This window comes from Actinophytocola sp., assembly GCF_049647105.1.
Classification (GTDB): Bacteria; Actinomycetota; Actinomycetes; order Mycobacteriales; family Pseudonocardiaceae; genus Actinophytocola.
On sequence record NZ_JBARWZ010000029.1, the window covers coordinates 1 to 20,435 of the forward strand.

The window sequence follows — 20,435 nt, forward strand, 5'->3', positions numbered from 1 at the left end:
GTCGGCGATCCGGACCAGGACGTCGTAGGCCATGACCTGACGACCTTTGAGGATCTCCGACACCTCGGACTGTGACTGACCGGTCATCGCGGCGATCTGGCGTTGGGACACGCCTTTGCGTCGCAGCTGCTTGTAGATCGAGCTGACCTCCCGCGCGGCGAGCGCGTTCCGCATCTCTTGGTCTTCCCACGCCTCTGGCGTCACAGAAGAAGAGCTCTGAGACCCGATGGAGTTCATTCCGCCCCCTCACAGTCCGCTGGGCGTCAGGCGCAGACTAAGCGCACTTCACAACCACTGAAAGTCCAGATCGACGAACCTGATCGGCCCGACCGAAGTCGCTCGACCGCTTATCGTCAAACCGCCGCCGATCGGCGCTGTGAAGCACCAATCTGTGTCTCAAGCCATCAATGTAGTTGGTTGTAAGCGTACGAGCACGGAGGGAAGCCGGACAGTGGAACTGGTCAAGACGGCACCACCTCGACTTGACGCCATGGCTGACGACATGGACGCGGACCACCGTGGTGAATTGCACGGCTCGGTCCTCGGACGGCAGGTCTGGCGCATCAACTGTGGCGATGTCGTCAACCGGGAACGCTGCCTCACCGTGCTCGTTGAACGTAATCGGGTGGTCCTGGTAGGGCCGCCGGGCGAAACCGCGGTACTGACATCTGGCCAGCTCGGCCAGCTGCGGTCCGCGCTTCGTGAGGCCGCCGAACAGGCGGAAAGGTAGCGGTGACGTTTCGATGGACGAGATCCTCGGACAGGTGCTCCGCAACGCGGTGTGGGAGCGGCTCGACATGCTGTCGGAGCTGGCCAACCGCGCTGACGCGCCGTCCCTGCTGTCCGTGGCGCGTTCCGAGCTTCCCAGGCTGACCGAGGGCTGGCGGGCGATGCTCGCCGCCCACGAGCCCGACGAGAAGGGAAACTGCCCCGCGTGCTCGTCGCGGTGGCGGCAACAGAAGGCGCCTTGCTCTGTCTGGCAGGCGGCCTACGAGCACCTGGTGGCCGGTGGGCTCGCGCCAACACCGCAGCCCGCCCGTCACGCGGACCGCGCACGCGTGACGCACACCGGCCGGTTGGCCACGGGCACTAGGTAAACACGGGCGCTCCCTCGCCCGCCGCGACCCCCGCGCGGTGTGTGGCAGGAGGGACGCCACCTGTGGTCGGCGGTTCGTGTCGTACGCACCCCCGAGCGAGACGGACCGAACCGCCGACCCAGGACCTCACACGACCGGCGACCCCGGTCCGCGGACCACGCGGACCGGGGTCGTTTTCGGGTAATCCTGGGACGGGTTGTTCGAGGGTAAGCGGCCTTTTGGGCGGCTTCGTCTACACAACGTGGTGGAAGCTCACGTCTTGTGGGGGCAGGATGGTGGTACAGCCCCTCGCTAGGAGAACATGTGCCGACCCAGGTTCCGTTGCGAAAGCAACCCGTGCAGCAGCGCAGCGCCAAGCGCGTCGAGCAGATGCTCGCGGCGTGCGCGGCGCTCATCGACGAACTCGGCTACGACGGTGTCACCACCACGCTGATCGCGGAACGTGCCGGGGTCGCCGTCGGGTCGCTCTACCAGTTCTTCCCCGACAAGCGAGCCGTCGTGCAGGCACTCACCAAGCGCAACCTCGACCACTTCACTGGTGAGATCGAACAGCGCCTCGACTGGGAGAACCTCGAACACTGGTGGCACGGGGTCGACCAGATCATCGACATCTACGTCGAGATGTACCGGACCATCCCCGGGTTCAGCCGCGTCCGCTTCGGCGACACCATCGACATCCGGCTCATCGAGGACGGCCGCGACAACAACTCCGTCATCGCCGAGCAGATCGCCAAGGTCGTGTCCGGCAAGAACAACCTGCCGGTCGAGAGCCTCTACAAGCAGATCACCATCGCGAGCGACATCGGCGACGCCATCCTCGCGCTCGCGTTCCGCCGCAAGCTCTTCGACGAGGAAGAGATGATCAACGAGGCAAAACAGGTGGTCAGGGCCTACCTGGCCGGGTAGATGCATGAGCAGGACCAGGGCCTGTCCTGGCCATTCCCTTAACCGAAGCAGCGGGCTTCGCCTCGGTAGGTCGGTACCGCCCGGGTGATTCGGTCGCCCTCCAGCACGTGGTACTCGGTGAACCGCTCGGCCAGCTCGCCCGCCTTCGTGTGCCGCAGCCACACCCGGTCGCCCACCCACAGGTCACGGGCCGCGCTGCCGGTCACCGGCGTCTGCACCTCACCCGCGCCCTCGGTGCCGACGAGCGAGAGGCCGGCAGGCAGGTATGGCGTCGGCAAACGGTCCTTGCCTGCCGGGCCGGACGCGATGTACCCGCCGGAGAACAACGTCGCCGTCCTCCGCCTCGGCTTGCGGACCACCGGCAGCGCGAACAGCACCGCCGGGTCCGGCGCGAACCGGCGGTAGTTGTCGAACAGCGTCGGCCCGACCAGCCCGGAGCCCGCGGCGACCTCGGTGACCGAGTCGTCGAAGCCGGTCGTCTCGATGCTGCCGGTGCCGCCGCCGTTGACGAACTCCAGGTCGCCAATCCTGCGCACGGCCGCCGCCCGACGACCGGTCAGTTCACGCGACGAACGGTCCTGCATCCACCGCAGCACCGCACCCATGACCGGTTTGCCCTCGGGGCGGTCGCCGAGCCCGGCGATCTGGCCCTCGTAACCCATCAGCCCGACAAGCCGGAAACCCGGCCTTTTCCTGATGACCTTGGCCAGCGACTCGGCCTGCGCGGGCGTGAAGACCGGTGATCGACGGGTGCCAATGTGAGCGAATTCACGTCCCGCGAGGGGTCGCCAGGACACATCCAGCTCCAGGCAGACCCGGATCTCGGGGTGCCCGGAACCCAGCGCGGCGTCGACAAGGTCGAGGTGTGCGACCGAATCGACCATGATCGTCACCAGGCCGCGGGCGTGGTCATCGGCCGCGAGCTGCCGCAGCGCGGTGTGGTCGACCGTCGGGTAGGCGACGAGCAGGTCCACCTCGTCGAGGTCCGTGCCTGCCCATTCGCCCGCCAGCCAGAGCGCCTCCGGCAGCGAGTACGCCATGACGCCCTCGAAACCGTCCCGGCGCAGCACCCGCTCCACCAGGAACCGGCAGCGCACGGACTTGCTCGCCACCCGGATCGGCCGCCCCGCCGCCCGCCGGACCAGATCGTCGGCGTTGCGGTCGAACGCCGCCAGGTCGACGACGGCGAGCGGGGCTTCGAGCTGTTTGGTGGCCGCGTCCAGGCGGGCACGCAACGTCTCATCGGGCACGAGCCAACGGTACGGCCTGGTCAGGCCACCGTCACCCGTTCAACGCCCGCGACCCGGCGAGCGGCGACCTGCAAGGATCCCCCCATGACGACGGCATGGCGCAACTGGGCGGGCACGGAGGCGGCGGTCGCCACCGAGGTCGTGGCGCCGAGGGACCTCGACGAGCTGACCGCCGCGGTCGCCGGCGCGGGGCGGACCGTGCGCGCACGCGGCAGCGGTCACTCCTTCACCGCGGTCGGTGCCGCGCACGACCGGGCCATCGACCTGTCCGCGTGGACCGGTGTGGTGTCCGCCGACGTGGACTCACGCCTGGTCACCGTTCGGTCGGGCACCACGCTGGCCGCGCTCAACGCCGAGCTGGACCGTCTCGGCCTGGCCATGACGAACCTCGGCGACATCGACGCGCAAACGATTGCGGGCGCGATCTCGACCGGCACGCACGGCACCGGCGCCCGGTACGGCGGCATCTCGACCCAGGTGGCGGCGCTGGAGCTGGTCCTGGCGGACGGATCGGTCGTGACGTGTTCACCCGGCGAGCGGCCGGAGCTGTTCGCCGCCGGCCGGGTCGGGCTTGGTGCGTTCGGTGTGGTGTCGGCCGTGACGTTGCGGACCGAGCCGTCGTTCGTGCTGGCGGCCGAGGAACGGCCGGAGCCCATCGAGGACGTGCTCGCGGGACTGGACGAGAACTGCGCCGGGAACGACCACTTCGAGTTCTACTGGTTCCCCTACGGCCGCAAGGCGCTGACCAAGCGCAACAACCGGCTCCCGGCCGGTTCGATGCCGGAGCCGCTGTCGCCCGTACGGCGGTTCGTCGAGTACCGGTTCATGGAGAACACCCTGTTTGGTGCCGTTTGCCGTGTGGGAAGGGCCGCTCGACCGCTGGTCCGACCGCTCAACCGGTTGTCGTCGGCCGTCCTGTCCGCGCGGGCGTACTCGGACGTGTCCCACAAGGTGTTCGTGACGAACCGGGACGTGCGGTTCGTGGAGTCCGAGTACGCGGTGCCCCGGGCGGCGCTGCCCGAGGTGCTTGGCGAGCTGCGGAAGCGGGTGCCCGAGCTGGCCGACCCGGTGATGTTCCCGGTGGAGATCCGGGTCGCGGCGGCGGACGACATCTGGCTGTCGACGGCGTACGAGCGGGACTCGGCGTACATCGCGGTGCACCAGTTCGTCGGCATGCCGTACCGGGCGTACTTCGACCTGTTCGAACAGGTCGCCAGTGCGGTCGGTGGCCGGCCGCACTGGGGGAAGATGCACACGCTCGGCGCGGACGACCTGCGTGCCCGCTATCCCAGGTTCGACGACTTCACCAGGCTGCGCGCGGAGCTGGACCCCGATGGCAAGTTCCTGAACCCGTACCTGAAGCGGGTGCTAGGCGCCTAGCGCCACGTCGATCGGGGTGTCCCCACCGACCAGCTCGAACACGCGGCCCGCGGTGCCTGGCCGGTCGAGCAGGGCGACGAGCACGGCGGCGACGTCGTCCCTGGTGACCGCGCCGGGCGGGACGTGGTCGTCGAGCGTGACCGTCCCGGTGCCGGGATCGTCGGTGAGGCGTCCGGGACGCAGGATGGTCCAGTCGAGCCCGGAACGCTCGATGACGGCGCGGTCGGCGGCGTCCTTGGCGCGAAGGTAGACGGCGAAGACCTCGTCCATCGACGGGTCGTCAGCCCGGTCCAGTCCCATGGCGCTGACCTGCAGGAAACGCCGCACCTCCGCCACTTCTGCGGCGTCGGCGAACAGCACGGACGCGGCCCGGTCGACGGTGTCCTTGCGGGCGGCGCCGCTGCCCGGTCCCGCACCGGCCGCGAACACGGCGGCGTGGGCACCGGCGAGCACGGCGGCCACCTCGTCGACCGTGGCCCGCTCGAGGTCGAGCACGACGGCGTCGCCACCGGCTTCCCGCACGTCATCGACGTGGTCCGGGTTGCGGACGATGCCGACCGGCACGTCCCCGCGCTGGGCGAGCAACCTGGTCAGCCGAAGGGCGATCTGGCCGTGCCCACCCGCGATGACAACCCTCACGCGGCGGCGAGGATCTGCTCGTAGGCCAGCTCACCGAGCCAGCGGTGGGTGCCGTCGACGTCGGCGGGCGCGCGGTCGGCGCGGCCGGGAAGGTCCATGCGGACCTCGGGACCTGGCGACGCGGAGGCGATGGCCACGCCGTACGCGCGGGCCCTCGGCAGGCAGTTGACGAGGTAGTCGTTCGTGATGACGACCGACATCGGCAACACCATCGCGGCGTCGCAGTACCGCAGGAACGGCACCGCGTTGATCAGCCCGGTCCGCCAGTGACGGGCGACAGCGATCGCGCCGACGATCCGGACGGCGGCAGCCGGGACACGGCCGTTGAACTCCGGCCACACCCAGGTGGCGACGGTGGCGCGGTCGACCTCGGGCGCCTGGCCGAGGCAGATGCGCTCGGCGTGTGCGTCGGGCATCAGCTGCGCGACGAGGGAGATGCGCCTGCCGAGCAGCTTCATCTCCGGAAGAACGATCCCCTGCCACCCGAGGTCACGAGCCGCGGCCGCCGCCAGCTCGTCCGCCTTCGCGGGAAGCTCGACGGGAGGGACGAGTGGCGATGGCACCGCCGTGAGGTTGTCCGAAACCGCCGTGCGTCCTGGTATGCCCGTCACGAACCCAACCCTCTCCATTACCGCTGTGCCGTCGGCTATGCCATCCCCTGCCAAGCACGGCGTTTTTGGTTACTTCACTGTCCTACCTCCCCCGCCCCCACCAACCGCAGACGAAAACGGCCCTCCTGCGACCGACGGCGCTGAGCGGTCGGTGACCGGTCGACGACCGGCATTAGGACTTCTGCCCGACGGTGCCGCCGTCTGGGTGAGTCACCGGCTCGGCGGTTGAACAGAGCGCGACAGGATGTGACTGACGATGTGCGCAAGCCCCCCTCACCAGCAAGAAGATCAACAGCACCCCGCGCGCGGGCCCGTCCGCGACCGCCACCCAAAACCCGCCGAATGACGGCCCCAAAACCCTCGGCACCACAAGAAGGCCCGCCGGATCTCCCGGTCGACAAACACCCCGGCCGAGCAACGAAACCCGCGCCAAACAAGAACCAGCACCGCCCCATAACCCACCAACAAAGCACCGGGAATTCCTTCGCCGCCGCCATCCCGACACGGCGAAGAGGTCCAGACCACCAGCCGAAACACCCGAAACGGACACAGAAGGAGCGGAGCGTGTCACCGGGCGGCTACAGGGCGTCGGCGCGGGCCCAAGATCGGTTGCGAACCCAAACGAGAGCGTCCGAGAACCTCGCCAACGACAACGTGACGAACGCAACCCCGCTGATAGAGCGGGCGCCGAGGAGGCGGGGGGCTTGGCCACCCCAATACAATGAAAAGACCGACAATGTCCCCGCATACCCAGCAGGTACATGTCGGTCGATGAGTGGGCGAGGAGGGAGTTGAACCCTCACGTCCTTTCGGACACACGGACCTGAACCGTGCGCGTCTGCCATTCCGCCACTCGCCCCGAGTGGTGTGCGCCGAAGACTACATGGTCCCGAATCAGGTTTGCACATCGCCCTGTCCTCGGGGCCAGAGCCGGATACGATCGAACGAGGAGCACACGTAGGAAGGAGGTACCCATGGGCATCGGTCAGCGGCTGAACCGCAAGCTGGAGAACGCCGTCGGGAACACCTTCGCACGTGTGTTCGGTGGCAGTGTGGTGCCCCAGGAACTGGCACAGGCGCTGCTGCGTGACGGTGAGGTCAACCTCCGTGAGCTGGCTGGCGGCCGGCTCCTGGCCCCGAATCACTACATAGTGCAACTGGGTGACCAGGACTTCGGCAACTTCGCCGGGGAAGAGGACCGCACCACCGCGCTGCTCGCGGACTGTGTCGAGGAGTATCTCGCGGAGCAGCAGTGGGACACATACGGTGACGTCGTAGTCTCCCTGGAGCGCTCCGACGCGCTGCACACCGGACAGTTCCGAATACGCTCGACTGTCGACCCGGACGTCAAGGCTCCGGCCAGGGCGCCTGGGGATGCACAGTCGGCACAACCCCGCAACGCAGGAGACCGATCCATGAGCCAGCCTCCCGGCTACGGCCAACCGCCCGAGGGCGATCCTTACGGACAGCAGTACGGCTATGGCCAGCAAGGCCAGGGCTACGGCCAGCAGCAGGGCTACGACCAGGGTTACGGCCAGCAGCAGCAGGGCTACGACCAGGGCTATGGCCAGCAGCAACAGCAGGGCTACGAGCAGGGTTACGGCCAGCAGCAGGGCTATGGCCAGCAGGGGTATGACCAGGGTTACGGCCAGCAGCAGCAGGGCTACGACCAGGGCTACGGCCAGCAGCAACAGCAGCAGGGCTACGACCAGGGTTATGGCCAGCAGCAGGGCTATGACCAGGGCTATGGCCAGCAGGGCTACGACCAGGGTTACGGCCAGCAGCAGGGTTACGGCCAGCAGGGGTACCAGCAGGGTGGCGACCCGTACGCCCAGCAGGGCTACGCGCCGCCCGCCGTGCAGACCGGCCCTCGTCAGCTGAACGCCAGCCTGCAGCTCGACGACGGTTCGAACCGCACCTACTCGCTGAAGCAGGGCGGCAACGTGGTCGGTCGTGGCCAGGACGCGGACTTCCGTCTGCCGGACACCGGGGTCTCCCGGCGGCACCTGGAAATCACGTGGGACGGCCAGTCGGCGACTCTGGCGGATCTCGGTTCGACCAATGGCACTACGGTGAACGGCACCCCGGTGCAGACCTGGCAGCTGGCCGACGGTGACGTGATCCGCATCGGTCACTCCTCGTTGGTGTTTCGTACTCAGGGCTGACACGGTCTAGACCGGGCGGTCTCACCTATCCCCTCAAGGCGGGAGCGTTCGCTACAGGTGCCAGAGCTGGTTGTGCAGCTGACCAGAGCAGGGTTTCTCGCCCTGCTCTGGTTGTTCGTGCTGGCCGCGTTACGGGTGGTTCGTTCAGACCTGTACGCGGCAGCCGGTATCCGGGTTGCTGTCCCCGGTTTTCGCCGCTCGGCAGGCAAAAAGGCCAGGGGGAAGGCGCCCCGTCAACTGGTGGTGACGCACGGGGCACTCGCGGGCACGCGCATCTCACTGGATGGCAGACCGATCATGATCGGTCGCGCGGACGACTCGACGCTGGTGCTGGACGACGACTACGCGTCGACCCGCCATGCGCGGATCTCGTTGCGCGGAACGGACTGGTACGTGGAAGATCTGGGCTCGACGAACGGCACTTACCTGGACCGGGCTAAGGTCACGGCACCCCTCCGGGTGCCTCTCGGGGCCCCGATCCGAATCGGCAAGACGGTGATCGAGCTACGGTCATGACCCTCGTCCTTCGCTACGCGGCACGCAGCGACCGGGGCCTGGTGCGTTCGAACAACCAGGACTCCGTGTACGCCGGCCCACGCCTGCTCTCCCTAGCCGACGGCATGGGCGGACACGCGGCAGGTGAGGTGGCCAGCAAGGTCGTCATCGCCGCCCTTGCCCCCCTCGACGACGACGAGCCGGGTGAGGACCTCCTCGGCAAGCTCCGGGAGGCGACCAACGCCGGCAACGGCGCCATCGCAGAACTCGTCGCGAGTGATCCCGAGCTCGACGGCATGGGCACGACGCTGACCGCGATCCTGTTCGCGGGCAGCCGGATCGGCCTCGTCCACATCGGTGACTCTCGTGCCTACCTCCAGCGCAACGGCCAGTTCGCGCAGATCACGCACGACGACACGTTCGTCCAGTCGTTGATCGACGAAGGCCGGATCACCGAAGACGAGGCCGCGACGCATCCGCAGCGTTCATTGCTGCTGAAGGCGTTGACCGGCCACGAGATCGAGCCGAACCTGACGATCAGGGAGGCACGGGCGGGCGACCGCTACCTGCTCTGCTCGGACGGCCTCTCCGGTGTGGTCACCCACGAGACCCTCGCCGACACGATCCAGATCCCGGACGCGCAGGCGTGCGCTGACCGGATGATCGAGCTCGCGCTGAAGGGCGGTGGGCCCGACAACGTGACGGTGATCGTCGCGGACGTCGTGGACATCGACTTCGGCGAGGACGCCCCCATCGTGGGCGGCGCCGCGGGCAACGGCCAGGACCAGAGCCAGCCGCCGGACTCGCCCGCCGCGCGGGCCGGTGCGATCACCGGGCCCCGTGAGGTGCCGAAGCCGGTGGCGCCGCCGCCTCCGCCGCCGGACCCGAAGGCCAAGCGCCGCAAACGTTTCCGCGTGTTCGCGCTCGTGTTCGTGGTGCTCCTGCTGCTCGCGGGCGGCGGCGTCGCGACGTGGGTGGTGGTGAACAAGCAGTACTTCGTCGGCGAGGCTGACGACGGCGAGATCGCGATCTTCCAGGGCGTGCGCGGCAGCATCTTCGGCATCTCACTGAACCGCCAGGTGCAGGGCTCGTGCGACCCGAGCGTGCCAACCTGCGACAAGTTCTACGTCGCCGACCTCAAGGAGCTCGGCCGCGACACGATCCTCGAGGGCACCGAGAGCTTCGACAACATCCCCGACGCCCGCCAGTTCATCCGTGATCTGCGCACGAAGTACCCGCTGCCGCCGTGCGAAACGCTGATCAAGGAGCAGGAGCGGAACGCGGGCCAGCCGAGTGGCACGCCGACGCCGGGAAAGACGACGACCACGCCGCCGCCCGGCCAGACCACGGGTGCGAACCCGAGCGCCGGCAACCCGTCCTCGGACAAGCCCGAGCCGAAGCCTGGCGTGAACTGCCGCGAGGCCCGTGAGGGCGGCGGCTGATGGCACAGCCGGGCTCGGCGGGGTTGCTGGCGGGACCGGCCGGCGACGCGCAAGGCACGACCGCTCCGACCCGGCGCGGCACCGAACTGTCCATGCTGGCGTTCGCGGCCGGGCTGGTCACGGCCGCGCTGATGCTGGTCGAGGCCAACCAGAACGAGGCGCTGAGCTTCCGCATCGTCTGGTACGGCCTCGCCTACCTCGCCCTGTTCGGCATCGCGCACGCCGCGGTCCGCAAGTGGGCGCCCTACGCCGACCCGCTGATCCTGCCGTGCGTCGCGCTGCTGAACGGCCTCGGCCTGGTGATGATCTACCGGATCGACCTGGCCAAGGCCGAGGCGGCGCTGCAGACCGAGTCCGAGTGGGAGAACGCGGTCCCCAAGCAGATCCTGTGGACCGCGATCGCGGTGACGATGTTCCTCGCGGTGCTCCTCGTGATCAAGGACCACCGCACGCTCACCCGCTACGGCTACACGTTCGGCCTGGTCGGGCTGTTCCTGCTGGCGCTGCCCGCGGTGCTGCCGAGCGTGATCGCGCCGACGATCAACGGCGCGAAGATCTGGCTGCGGGTCGGCATCTTCTCGATCCAGCCCGGCGAGTTCGCGAAGATCATGCTGCTGATCTTCTTCGCCGCGTTCCTGGTGTCCAAGCGCGACCTGTTCATCGCGGCCGGCCGCCGCGTGCTCGGGGTCGACCTGCCGAGGGCCCGTGACCTTGGCCCGATCCTGTTCTGCTGGGGCGTCTCGGTGATGGTCCTGGTCGCCGAGAAGGACCTGGGCACCTCGCTGCTGTTCTTCGGCACCGTCCTCGTGATGCTCTACGTGGCGACCGAGCGGGCCATCTGGATCGGCGTCGGGCTCTCGCTGTTCGTCGTCGGCTGCCTGATCGCCTACCAGCTGTTCAGCCACGTGCAGGTGCGAGTCGAGGGCTGGCTGGATCCGTTCGCCGATCCGGACGGCGCCGGCTACCAGATCGTGCAGGCGCTGTTCGGGCTCGGGACCGGCGGCATCGCGGGCACCGGGCTCGGCTCCGGCAGGCCGGACATCGTGCCGTTCGCCAACAGCGACTTCATTACCGCGGCCATCGGCGAGGAGCTCGGCTTCATCGGCCTCGCCGCGCTGCTGCTCGTGTACATGCTGCTGGCGATGCGCGGCCTGCGCAGTGCCGTGGCCGTCCGCGACACGTTCGGCAAGCTGCTCGGCGGCGGCCTCTCGTTCGCGCTCATCATGCAGGTGTTCGTGGTCGTCGGCGGGGTCACCAAACTCATCCCGCTGACGGGCATCACCGCGCCGTTCCTGTCCGCGGGTGGCTCCTCGCTGCTCGCCAACTACGTCCTGGTGGCGTTGCTGCTGCGGATCTCGGACGCGGCACGCCGGCCGCAGACCGGGCAGAAGCCCAAGCCGGTGAACCAGGCGCCGATCGCGGAGGCACACACGGTCATGGTGGAGCGGCCCCAATGAACACCCCGCTGCGCCGTGTCGGCCTCGCCATGCTGGCAATGATCGTGTTGTTGCTGGCCAACGCCACGTACATCCAGATCGTGAAGGCCGACGACTACCGCACGGACCCGCGCAACCGGCGGGTCCTGCTCGAGGAGTACTCGCGGCAGCGCGGCAAGATCCTCACCTCCGACGAGGTGATCATCGCAAACGTCAAGTCGACGTCCGGGCGCCTGCAGTACCAGCGGACCTACGCGAACGGCCCGCTGTACGCGCCGGTCACCGGCTTCTACTCGGTGCGCTACGGCTCGACCGGGCTGGAGAGCGCCGAGGACGAGATCCTCAACGGCTCCGACGACCGGCTGTTCGTGCGGCGGCTGTCCGACCTGATCACCGGCCGTGACCCGCGCGGCGGCAACATCGTCACCACCGTCAACTCGAAGGTGCAGCAGGCCGCCTACGACGCCATGATGCGCAACGGTTTCACCGGCGCCGTGGTGGCGATCAAGCCGGACGACGGCCAGATCCTCGCGATGGTGTCCACGCCGTCCTTCGACCCGAGCGGGCTCGCGAGCCAGGACGGCGACGAGCAGCAACAGGCGTGGGACAGCTACCAGACCGACGAGAAGCCGATGCTGAACCGCGCGATCTCGGACAACTACGCGCCCGGCTCGACGTTCAAGCTGGTCACGGCCGCCGCCGGGCTCGCGGACGGCAAGGACAGGAACAGCAAGGTCACGACAGCGCCGGGCATCAACGTGATCAACGGCGACACGAACTGCGACACCGACGACTCGACCTGCCTCGCGAACTACAGCCGCGGCACCTGCGGCACCGGCTCGCTGGAGTCCGCGCTGGAGAACTCGTGCAACACGGCGTTCGCCCAGCTCGCCGACCAGCTCGGTGAGGACAAGCTGCGGGACCAGGCGGTCAAGTTCGGCCTCGGCCAGCCCGACCTGCAGATCCCGATGTCCGTGGTGCCCTCCTGCCTCGGCCCGATCGCCGAAGACCAGTGCATGGTGATCCCCAACCGGCCCGCGCTGTTCCAGTCGGGCATCGGCCAGAAGGACGTCCGCCTGACCGCGCTGGCGAACGCGTCGATCGCGGCGACCATCGCCAACGGCGGCGAGCGGATGCGCCCGCAGCTCGTGCAGCGGATCCTCGCGCCGGACCTCGACGAGATCTCCGGCTACGACGAGGAGTCCCTCGGCGAGGCCATGTCCAGCGACGACGCGGCCGAGCTGCGCGACATGATGATCAAGTCGGAGGAGCACACCGGCGGCGACGGCAAGAGCGACAGGCTGACCATCGCGTCGAAGACCGGCACCGCCGAGACCGGCATCGACCCGAAGAACGCCCCGCCGTTCGCCTGGTATGTGGCGTTCGCACCTGCCGATAACCCCCAGATCGCCGTCGCCGTGGTGGTAGAAAGCAAGGACGTCGCCGCGACCGGCGGCAAGCTGTCCGCGGCGGTCGGGCGGGCGACAATAGAAGCGCTGGTCGGGGGGAGCTGAGCATGCTGACGTCAGGGCAGCTCCTGGCCGACCGCTACCGGCTCGCGAACCGCATCGCCGTCGGCGGCATGGGCGAGGTGTGGGAGGCGGCCGACACCCGGCTGGACCGGCTGGTCGCCATCAAGGTGCTGAAGCCGGAACTGTGCGGCGACGCCGAGTTCCTGCACCGGTTCCGCACCGAGGCCCGCACGACCGCGTCGCTGAACCATCCCGGCATCGCCGCGGTCCACGACTACGGCGAGACCGCCGCGATCGTCGACGGCCCCAAGGACACCGCGTACCTGGTGATGGAGCTGGTCGAGGGCGACCCGCTCGCGGCGATCCTGGCCAAGGAGCGGCGGCTGTCCGCCGAGTACACGCTCGAGATCCTGGAGCAGGCGGGCAACGCGCTGCAGGCCGCGCACGAACGCGGCTACGTCCACCGGGACGTGAAGCCGGGCAACATCATGGTCACCCCCGCGCCGGACGGCCGGATCGTGGTGAAGCTGACCGACTTCGGCATCGCGAAGGCGGCGGACGCCGCGCCGGTGACCCGGTCCGGCATGGTCATGGGCACCGCCCACTACATCGCGCCAGAGCAGGCGCTCGGCCACGAGGCCGAACCGGCGAGCGACGTGTACTCGCTCGCGGTGGTCGGCTACGAGTGCCTCACCGGGCACCGGCCGTTCCTGTCGGAGAACGCGGTGACGGTCGCGATGATGCACATCCGCGACGCACCACCGCCGCTGCCGCCCGACGTGCCGATGTACGCCCGCGCGGTGATCGAGGCCACCCTCGTCAAGGACCCGGCGCAGCGGTACTCGAGCGGTGGCGAGTTCGCGGCCGCGGTGGCCGCGGTCCGCGCCGGTCACCCGTTACCCGCGCCGTCCGGCCGGGTCGCGCACTACGCGGGCGCGCCGGGCGCCAGCAACCCCAGCATGCTGCCGGTCGGACCACCCAGCGCGCCGCACGCGGCGCAGGGCACGGGTTCGTTCCCGATGGGCCCGCCGCCGCGGCGGCCACGCAGGAGCAAGGTCGGGCTCTGGGCTCTGCTCATCGTTCTCGGTGTGGTACTTCTGGTGCTCGCCGTGCTCGGCGTGGCATCGTTGCTCGGCGCCGACCGGGGCACCGATGGCAGGTCGACGCCGGAGAGCACCTCCGCGCCGGCGGGCAACGGCGAGAACCCCGTCAACGACGACGAGGAAAGCCCAGAAGAGGACCCTGGCAACCCGCCGATGACCGGTATCCCGACGAAGGACAAGTACGTGCAGGTCGACGAGTCGCTGTTCGTCGGCCGCCCGGCCGGCTTCGCCTCCGACACCCTGGAGAAGGCCGGCCTGGTCCCGACGGTGATGAACCAGTTCGGTGAACCGCCAGAGGACATGAGCCGGTGCACAGTGATCGAGGTCGCGCCGGAAGGACGAATGCCGGTGGAGACGGACGTAGTCGTGCGCTGCGAGGAAAAAGAGGGACCGCCGCGATGATTCACGGCGGTCACCGGCACCGGACAGGCATCATGGGCGCGAGCGGCGCACACCCGACGAGGATCGAGACGAAAGACCGATGACCACACCGAGACTGCTCTCGAACCGCTACGAGCTGGGCGACACGCTCGGCTATGGCGGCATGTCCGAGGTGCACATGGGTCGCGACGTCCGTCTCGGGCGTGATGTCGCGGTGAAGGTGCTGCGTCAGGACCTCGCTCGCGACCCGCAGTTCCAGGAGCGGTTCCGGCGCGAGGCCCAGAACGCGGCCGCACTGAACCACCCGGCGATCGTCGCCGTGTACGACACGGGCGAGACCAGAACCGAGCACGGCCCGCTCCCGTACATCGTCATGGAGTACGTGGACGGGCGGACCCTGCGCGACATCGTCAAGACCGAGGGCCCGCTCCCCGGTCAGCGCGCCATGGAGATCATGGCCGATGTCAGCGCCGCGCTGGACTTCTCACACCGGCACGGCATCGTCCACCGCGACGTCAAGCCCGCCAACGTGATGATCACCAAGACCGGTGCGGTCAAGGTGATGGACTTCGGCATCGCCCGCGCCGTCCACGACGGCCAGGCCGCGGTCACGCAGACCGCCGCGGTGATAGGGACCGCCCAGTACCTCTCGCCCGAGCAGGCCCGCGGCGAGCAGGTCGACGCGCGAAGCGACGTGTACGCGGCAGGCTGTGTGCTGTTCGAGCTGCTCACGGGCGAGCCGCCGTTCACAGGTGACTCGCCGGTGGCGGTGGCCTACCAGCACGTGCGGGAGGACCCGAAGCCGCCGTCGGCGCTGAACCCGAGGGTCAACCCGGCGCTGGACGCGATCGTGCTGAAGGCGATGTCGAAGGGCGCGCCGAACCGGTACCAGTCGGCCGCCGAGATGCGCACCGACCTGGTCCGCGTGCTGTCCGGCCAGCGGCCGCTCGCGCCGATGGTGATGACCGACGAGGACCGGACCACGATCCTGTCGCAGGGCAGGACCAACGCGGCCGCGCCGCAGCGCGGCAGGCATCGCCCGGCAGCGCTGGCCGACGACTACGACGACTACGACCCGTACGAGGACGACGAGGAGGAGCGCAGGCGCAAGCGCCGCAAGGGCTGGCTGATCGCGCTCCTGACCGTGCTCGGCGTGGCGCTGGTCGGGGTGCTGATCTGGCTGATGAGCACCGCGTTCGGCGACGAGCCCGCGTCCGACCAGGTGACCGTGCCCGACGTGGTCGGCCAGGTGGAGGCCGACGCCCGCGACGAGCTCGCGAACCGTGGGTTCGAGGTGCGGATCAACGACCTCGTCTGCCAGCCGACGCCGACGAGCGAGCCGGGCCAGTGCGGTCCGGACTCCATCGGCAAGGTCGTGGAGACCAACCCCGCCGCGGGCACCAAGGTGAGCAAGTCGGACCCGATCGTGCTGCGGGTCGGCCGGGAGGCGCCGAAGAAGTCGGTGCCGGAGCTGAGCGGCAAGACACCCGACGAGGCACGCGCCGAGCTGGAGAAGGCCAGCCTCACCCTTGACCCCACGATCACCGAGGAAGAGGTCGACGACGAGGCCCAGATCGGCAAGGTCATCGCGCAGGACCCGCCGAGCGGCACCCAGGTGACGCAGAAGACACCGGTCAAGATCACGGTCGGCAAGGCCAAGGAGCAGTCCTCCGTCCCGAACCTGGTCGGCCAGGACTTCGACACCGCCAAGCGGAACCTCGAGGCCCTCGGTTTCACGGTGAAGCGCGACGAACAGTCGTCCGACAAGCCCGCCAACCAGGTGATCGACCAGAACCCGAAGGACGGCGAGCACGAGCCCGGCACCGAGATCACACTGGTGGTGTCGAAGGGCGACCAGGGTAATGAAGGCAAGGTCACCGTGCCCGACCTGACGGGCCTGAGTGTGAACGACGCGGAGCAGGTGCTGCGCCAGCAGGGCTGGACCGGCAGCTTCAACGTCGTGGAACAAAACACCCAGAACCCGGCCGAGTTCGACCGGATCGTCGACCAGGAGCAAGGTCCGAACCAGCAGGTCGACAAGGACGAGGACATAGGCCTCGTCGTCGGGAAGCCCGGGATAGGCGGGCGCTGACCAGCTGATGCAGATGCGTACCGCCGTCGTCGGGGCCGGTGTGGTCGGCCTCTCGACGGCGTACGCGCTTCTGCGGCACGGCTCCGAGGTCGTCGTGTACGAAACGGGCACCCCGATGGCCACCCGGTCGGCGGGCAGTTCCCGGATCTTCCGGCTGGCACACGGCGACCCGGGCCTGGTCGCGTACGCGGCGGCGGCCGCCGGCCTGTGGGCGGACTGGACACACCGCGCGGGCAACCGGCTGCTTGGCCAGCAGAGCATGGTCCTGACCGGCCCGGCCGCCGAGGACTGGGCCGGCGCGATGGAGGCCGCTGGCGTGGACCACACGTTCGTCGACGATGACGACCTCGATACCGCCGAGCTCGGCCTGCCGGTGGAGGCTCTGCCGGGCCCGGCACTGATCGACCCGGCGGGCGGCGTGATCGACGCGAGGGCCACGGGCAGATTCCTGCGGGCCGCGATCGGCAACCGCGTCCGCCGCGAACACATCCACCGCATCGAGCCCCACGACGACTGGGTCGAGCTGCACGGATCCCGCGGCGTGCACGAGGTCGACCACGTGGTCGTGGCGGCAGGCCGCGGCACGACGGACCTGGCGTCACAGGTGGACCTCTACCTGCCGAGCCAACTGTCACACCACGTGCAGTTCACGTTCCGGCTGAAGGACCCGGACCTGAACTCACCGTGCTGGATCGACCAGACCGGCTCCTGGCGCGACGGCGTCACGAGCTACCAGCACATGGCGGGACCTGGCCTGTGGGCGATCGGCCTGAACCTGCCCGCCGAGCTGGCGATGTGGGAACGCGGCCGCGAGGAGGTCCTTGACCACTCCCGCGAGCTGGTGTTGACCTACGTCCACGACGCACTGGTCGGCGTGGACGACGAGATAGTCGAAGAGGTCTACTGCGACACCCCGACCATCCTCGGCGACGGCGTCCACGTCGCCACAACCGGCCCGGTGACGGTCCTCTGGGGCGCGAACCTCTTCAAGCACGCCCCGGCGATCGGCCAGACCCTGGCGAACGCCGCCGTGAACGGCCTCTCCCCACACGTCCCACGCTCGGAGTGACCGGCGGCCGTTTCCACGTCAGGGACGAGCGGCAGCGTCCGCCAGGTTACGCATGGCGTTCTCCAGCTCACGAACGCGTGCCGGGGGAACCTGGAACCCGGCAACCCCCAGCCAGTTCGCCAGCATCCGATGCCCACCCTCCGTCAACACCGACTCGGGATGGAACTGAACGCCCTCGATGGGCAGCTCACGGTGACGCATCGCCATCACCACCCCGGAGTCCGTCTCCCCGGTCACCTCGAACTCGGCTGGCACGGTCTCCGGAAGCACGGTCAGCGAGTGGTACCGCGTGGCGGTGAACGGGTCCGGCAGCCCGGCCAGCACGCCGACGCCCTTGTGGTGCACCTGGCTCGTCTTGCCGTGCAGCAGCTCGGGCGCGCGGTCGACGGTCCCGCCGTACGCGACCCCGATCGCCTGGTGACCGAGACAGACGCCGAGCAACGGGCGACCGGCGGCAGCGCACCAGCGCACGACGTCGATGCTCGCCCCGGCCCGCTCCGGGGTGCTTGGCCCAGGGCTCAGCAGAACCGCGTCGACATCGTCGAGCGCATGGGGGGAAGCCAGCTCGGGAGCGTCGTTGCGCAGGACGACACACTCCGTGCCCAGCTGGGCCAGGTACTGGACCAGGTTGTAGACGAAGCTGTCGTAGTTGTCGACCACCAGCACGCGCATACGTCTGACGATACTGCCCCCGGAGGCATCCGTACCCAGTCTCGCAGGGCTCGCCGCGCGCTCACTCCGCCGTGACGTTGTTGAACGGCAGCAGCGGCTCCGCCCACGGGAACACCACGAACATCAGCAGCGCCACGGCACCCGCGGCGAGCGCCAGCGCGAGCGTGAGCCGCACGCCGAACGGCCCCGGCAGATTGCGCCAGATCCACCCGTACATCAGGCGGTCTCCTCCAGCTCCGGCGGCGTCCAGTCCGGCTTGGCCGGGTCCTTCTGCCACTGCTTGACCAGCACCGCGTGCACGATCAGGCGCTCCTTGTCCGAGAACCGAGGGTGGCAGGTCGTGAGTGTCAACAGCGCGGCCTGCTCACCGGCGCTCGGCACCACGTCCGAGCCGGGCACCGGCGCGATGACGGAACCGTCGGTCGGCGGCACGATGGTCTGTCCGACCACCTGGTCATATGGGGCGCCGAGGACCGAGACGCCCTTGCACTTCGCCTCCGTGCCCCGCCCCTCGGCCCAGCCGTCCTTCTCCTCGGCCTTCGGCAGCGCGCGGTAGACGAACCAGTTGTCCGCGGTCTCCACGACGAGCGCGTCGCAGGAGTTGATCAGGTTGATGTCGTTGAACGGCGCACCCTTGCCGACGCGGTGACCGGCCACCGAGAAGTTGCCGGTCTGGCCCGGGTACGCGGTCTGCGGGTAATGGCCGGGCCCGATCTCCAGGCTCTCGTTCGTGGTGCCCTCGACGATCGTGAAATGGAAGTCGGCGCCGAACGTGGGGATGTACATCTTCGCGAAGCCGTCGCCCTCGCCGAGGCCGTTGAAGTGCTCCTCGCGTTCCTGCTGCCACCGGTCGTCCAGCGCGGTCGTCGCGTCCCGCTGCTTGCCCGCCGAGATGACGTCGGTCCAGTACACCTCGTAGACCACGAACAGCAGGACCACGACCCCAAGCGTGATCAGGACCTCGCCGAACGTCCGCACTGCGGTCCGGACAGGGTCCTTCTGCGGCGGCGACGGCGCACGCGTGCGCGGTCGCGGCGACGGAACCAGGTCGCCCAGATCGCCGGAGATACGACCCGCGCCGCGGCCGGTGTGCTCCACGGTGCCCACGCGCGCTCCTCTCGGTCCCGACCTATTGGTTCGCCGACGCCCTCGGCTACGTTAACGTGTTGCAGAGTGGTGTTCGTGTCGGTTCCCCACGCTCGAGGCGCGCACGGGGATCGGCACCACACCGTTGCGCCCAAAGCTACACGCCAGTGAGGACTCCGATGCCAAAGTCCAAGGTCCGCAAGAAGGCGGTCTACACGCCACCCACCGATCGCCGTACCCCGGTGAAGGTGAAGTCCGCGGGTCCGTCCCACCCGATCTACGTCGGCGTCATGCTCGGCGTGATGGTGCTCGGCCTGGCATGGCTGGTGGTCAACTACATCGCCGGGGAGAGCATCCCCTTCATGGCCGACCTCGGCAACTGGAACTTCGCGATCGGCTTCGCGCTGATGATCGGCGGGCTGCTGATGACGATGCGGTGGCGCTGACCGAGCATCGCTCTACCGACAGTTGGCCGCGGTACACCCGATTAGCCCAGCGTGATTGAACCACAAGGGTGTAAGTCATCCCCAGTGTGGACAACTGCTGTGGATAACTCCTGTTGACCGCATTCGTGGATTCGGAGCGTGACGTCGCCCGTGACCCCGCCACCAGCCAAAACGTGGGCTCCGCAGCCCTCGATAGTGGTCTTGGCCTGGGCCCTGGCCGCGGCGGCCTGCGGGTGGGCGGCGTTCACCGATGATCCACCCGGTCGGGTGTTGCTCGCGGCGGTCGCGCTTCTGCTGGCGTTCGCCGGGGTCTACACCTCGATCGCCCGGCCCCGGCTGGCCGCGGACCAGGACGGGATCACGGTCCGCGGGCTGACCGGCACGCGAAGGTGGGTGTGGGCCGAGGTGAACGTGCGGCTGGTCCGCACGCGCCGCCTCGGCCGCGACGCCGCCACGCTGGAGGTCGACGCGGACAACGCCGAGCCGCCCGCCCTGGTCGTGCTGGGCAGGCTGGAGCTCGGCGCCGACCCCGAGGACGTCGTCGAGGAGCTGCTGGCGCTCCGGACCTAGTAGTGCTTTGTTAGGTCGTTGCGTGTAAGGGAAAGGGGCGTTGGCAGGTGTGGCATGCGCCGGCGATGACGACGAGATGTTGTTGCAGTTCGCGGAGGACTGCGTAGAGGGTCAGGCCGGCGC

The 20,435-nt window shown here is 69.0% G+C and carries 21 protein-coding genes and 1 tRNA gene; 14 read left to right on the top strand and 8 right to left on the bottom strand.

All coding sequences use genetic code 11. The features are described 5' to 3' along the window. On the bottom strand, positions 1–237 hold a 237-nt coding region (locus WBA97_RS04145), incomplete at its 3' end, for a helix-turn-helix domain-containing protein (RefSeq protein ID WP_424229324.1). Between the two features lie 214 nt (positions 238–451). Here WBA97_RS04145 and WBA97_RS04150 point away from each other — a divergent pair. The 3 genes from WBA97_RS04150 (at position 452) to WBA97_RS04160 (ending at position 2,003) form a co-directional block, all read left to right on the top strand. Further along, entirely contained in the window at positions 452–730 is a 279-nt protein-coding gene (locus WBA97_RS04150) for a hypothetical protein (protein ID WP_424229325.1), read from the top strand. A gap of 13 nt (positions 731–743) precedes the next feature. Then, positions 744–1,097 (top strand): hypothetical protein, encoded by a 354-nt coding sequence (locus tag WBA97_RS04155; protein ID WP_424229326.1) that lies wholly within the window; start codon positions 744–746, stop codon positions 1,095–1,097. Positions 1,098–1,400: 303 nt separating this feature from the next. Then, positions 1,401–2,003, top strand: a complete 603-nt coding sequence (locus WBA97_RS04160; RefSeq protein ID WP_424229327.1) for a TetR family transcriptional regulator — start codon at positions 1,401–1,403, stop codon at positions 2,001–2,003. A gap of 38 nt (positions 2,004–2,041) precedes the next feature. Here WBA97_RS04160 and WBA97_RS04165 read toward each other — a convergent pair whose 3' ends face one another. Then, entirely contained in the window at positions 2,042–3,253 is a 1,212-nt protein-coding gene (locus tag WBA97_RS04165; RefSeq protein ID WP_424229328.1) for an amino acid deaminase/aldolase, read from the bottom strand. 84 nt (positions 3,254–3,337) lie between these two features. Here WBA97_RS04165 and WBA97_RS04170 point away from each other — a divergent pair, with 84 nt between their 5' ends. Next, complete coding sequence (locus WBA97_RS04170) at positions 3,338–4,633, top strand: D-arabinono-1,4-lactone oxidase (protein ID WP_424229329.1); 1,296 nt, start codon at positions 3,338–3,340, stop codon at positions 4,631–4,633. On the opposite strand, the gene WBA97_RS04175 is transcribed toward WBA97_RS04170, so the two are convergent. The 3 genes from WBA97_RS04175 to WBA97_RS04185 all read right to left on the bottom strand — a co-directional run bounded on the left by WBA97_RS04175 (position 4,622) and on the right by WBA97_RS04185 (position 6,742). Then, positions 4,622–5,272, bottom strand: a complete 651-nt coding sequence (locus tag WBA97_RS04175; protein ID WP_424229330.1) for an NAD(P)H-binding protein — start codon at positions 5,270–5,272, stop codon at positions 4,622–4,624. The two genes, WBA97_RS04170 and WBA97_RS04175, sit on opposite strands and share 12 nt — an antisense overlap. Continuing rightward, entirely contained in the window at positions 5,269–5,835 is a 567-nt protein-coding gene (locus WBA97_RS04180; RefSeq protein WP_424229331.1) for a hypothetical protein, read from the bottom strand. The genes WBA97_RS04175 and WBA97_RS04180 overlap by 4 nt, the downstream gene beginning before the upstream one ends. A gap of 824 nt (positions 5,836–6,659) precedes the next feature. Then, positions 6,660–6,742: transfer RNA gene (locus WBA97_RS04185), tRNA-Leu, on the bottom strand. 115 nt (positions 6,743–6,857) lie between these two features. On the opposite strand from WBA97_RS04185, the gene WBA97_RS04190 reads away from it, so the two are divergent. From WBA97_RS04190 to WBA97_RS04225, 8 genes are all read left to right on the top strand, one after another. Further along, positions 6,858–8,048 (top strand): DUF3662 and FHA domain-containing protein, encoded by a 1,191-nt coding sequence (locus WBA97_RS04190; RefSeq protein ID WP_424229332.1) that lies wholly within the window; start codon positions 6,858–6,860, stop codon positions 8,046–8,048. 57 nt (positions 8,049–8,105) lie between these two features. Beyond that, the gene (locus WBA97_RS04195) at positions 8,106–8,564 is read left to right on the top strand and encodes an FHA domain-containing protein FhaB/FipA (protein ID WP_424229333.1); all 459 of its coding nucleotides are present in this window, start codon (positions 8,106–8,108) and stop codon (positions 8,562–8,564) included. Beyond that, entirely contained in the window at positions 8,561–9,985 is a 1,425-nt protein-coding gene (locus tag WBA97_RS04200) for a PP2C family protein-serine/threonine phosphatase (protein ID WP_424229334.1), read from the top strand. Before WBA97_RS04195 ends, WBA97_RS04200 begins: the two co-directional genes overlap by 4 nt. Then, positions 9,985–11,442, top strand: coding sequence for an FtsW/RodA/SpoVE family cell cycle protein (locus tag WBA97_RS04205; RefSeq protein ID WP_424229335.1), 1,458 nt, complete (start codon positions 9,985–9,987; stop codon positions 11,440–11,442). Before WBA97_RS04200 ends, WBA97_RS04205 begins: the two co-directional genes overlap by 1 nt. Continuing rightward, positions 11,439–12,935 (top strand): peptidoglycan D,D-transpeptidase FtsI family protein, encoded by a 1,497-nt coding sequence (locus WBA97_RS04210; RefSeq protein WP_424229336.1) that lies wholly within the window; start codon positions 11,439–11,441, stop codon positions 12,933–12,935. The genes WBA97_RS04205 and WBA97_RS04210 overlap by 4 nt, the downstream gene beginning before the upstream one ends. Positions 12,936–12,937: 2 nt before the next feature. Continuing rightward, a complete protein-coding gene (locus tag WBA97_RS04215; protein WP_424229337.1) occupies positions 12,938–14,398 on the top strand; it encodes a serine/threonine-protein kinase in 1,461 nt (486 codons plus the stop codon). Between the two features lie 79 nt (positions 14,399–14,477). Continuing rightward, complete coding sequence (gene pknB / locus WBA97_RS04220; RefSeq protein ID WP_424229338.1) at positions 14,478–16,469, top strand: Stk1 family PASTA domain-containing Ser/Thr kinase; 1,992 nt, start codon at positions 14,478–14,480, stop codon at positions 16,467–16,469. Positions 16,470–16,482: 13 nt separating this feature from the next. Then, on the top strand, positions 16,483–17,538 hold the full coding sequence (locus WBA97_RS04225; RefSeq protein ID WP_424229339.1) for an NAD(P)/FAD-dependent oxidoreductase: 1,056 nt from the start codon (positions 16,483–16,485) through the stop codon (positions 17,536–17,538). A gap of 18 nt (positions 17,539–17,556) precedes the next feature. On the opposite strand, the gene WBA97_RS04230 is transcribed toward WBA97_RS04225, so the two are convergent. The 3 genes from WBA97_RS04230 to WBA97_RS04240 all read right to left on the bottom strand — a co-directional run bounded on the left by WBA97_RS04230 (position 17,557) and on the right by WBA97_RS04240 (position 19,317). Continuing rightward, positions 17,557–18,210, bottom strand: coding sequence for an aminodeoxychorismate/anthranilate synthase component II (locus WBA97_RS04230; protein WP_424229340.1), 654 nt, complete (start codon positions 18,208–18,210; stop codon positions 17,557–17,559). Between the two features lie 61 nt (positions 18,211–18,271). Continuing rightward, positions 18,272–18,427 (bottom strand): hypothetical protein, encoded by a 156-nt coding sequence (locus tag WBA97_RS04235; protein WP_424229341.1) that lies wholly within the window; start codon positions 18,425–18,427, stop codon positions 18,272–18,274. Continuing rightward, positions 18,427–19,317 (bottom strand): class E sortase, encoded by an 891-nt coding sequence (locus WBA97_RS04240; RefSeq protein WP_424229342.1) that lies wholly within the window; start codon positions 19,315–19,317, stop codon positions 18,427–18,429. The genes WBA97_RS04235 and WBA97_RS04240 overlap by 1 nt, the downstream gene beginning before the upstream one ends. A 158-nt stretch (positions 19,318–19,475) precedes the next feature. On the opposite strand from WBA97_RS04240, the gene crgA reads away from it, so the two are divergent. Together crgA and WBA97_RS04250 are read left to right on the top strand one after the other, a co-directional pair. Beyond that, complete coding sequence (crgA, locus tag WBA97_RS04245) at positions 19,476–19,742, top strand: cell division protein CrgA (RefSeq protein ID WP_424229343.1); 267 nt, start codon at positions 19,476–19,478, stop codon at positions 19,740–19,742. Positions 19,743–19,937: 195 nt separating this feature from the next. Beyond that, positions 19,938–20,312 carry a PH domain-containing protein gene (locus WBA97_RS04250; RefSeq protein WP_424229344.1) on the top strand — a complete coding sequence of 125 codons (375 nt, stop codon included), beginning with the start codon at positions 19,938–19,940 and terminating at the stop codon, positions 20,310–20,312. Positions 20,313–20,435 lie beyond the last annotated feature (123 nt).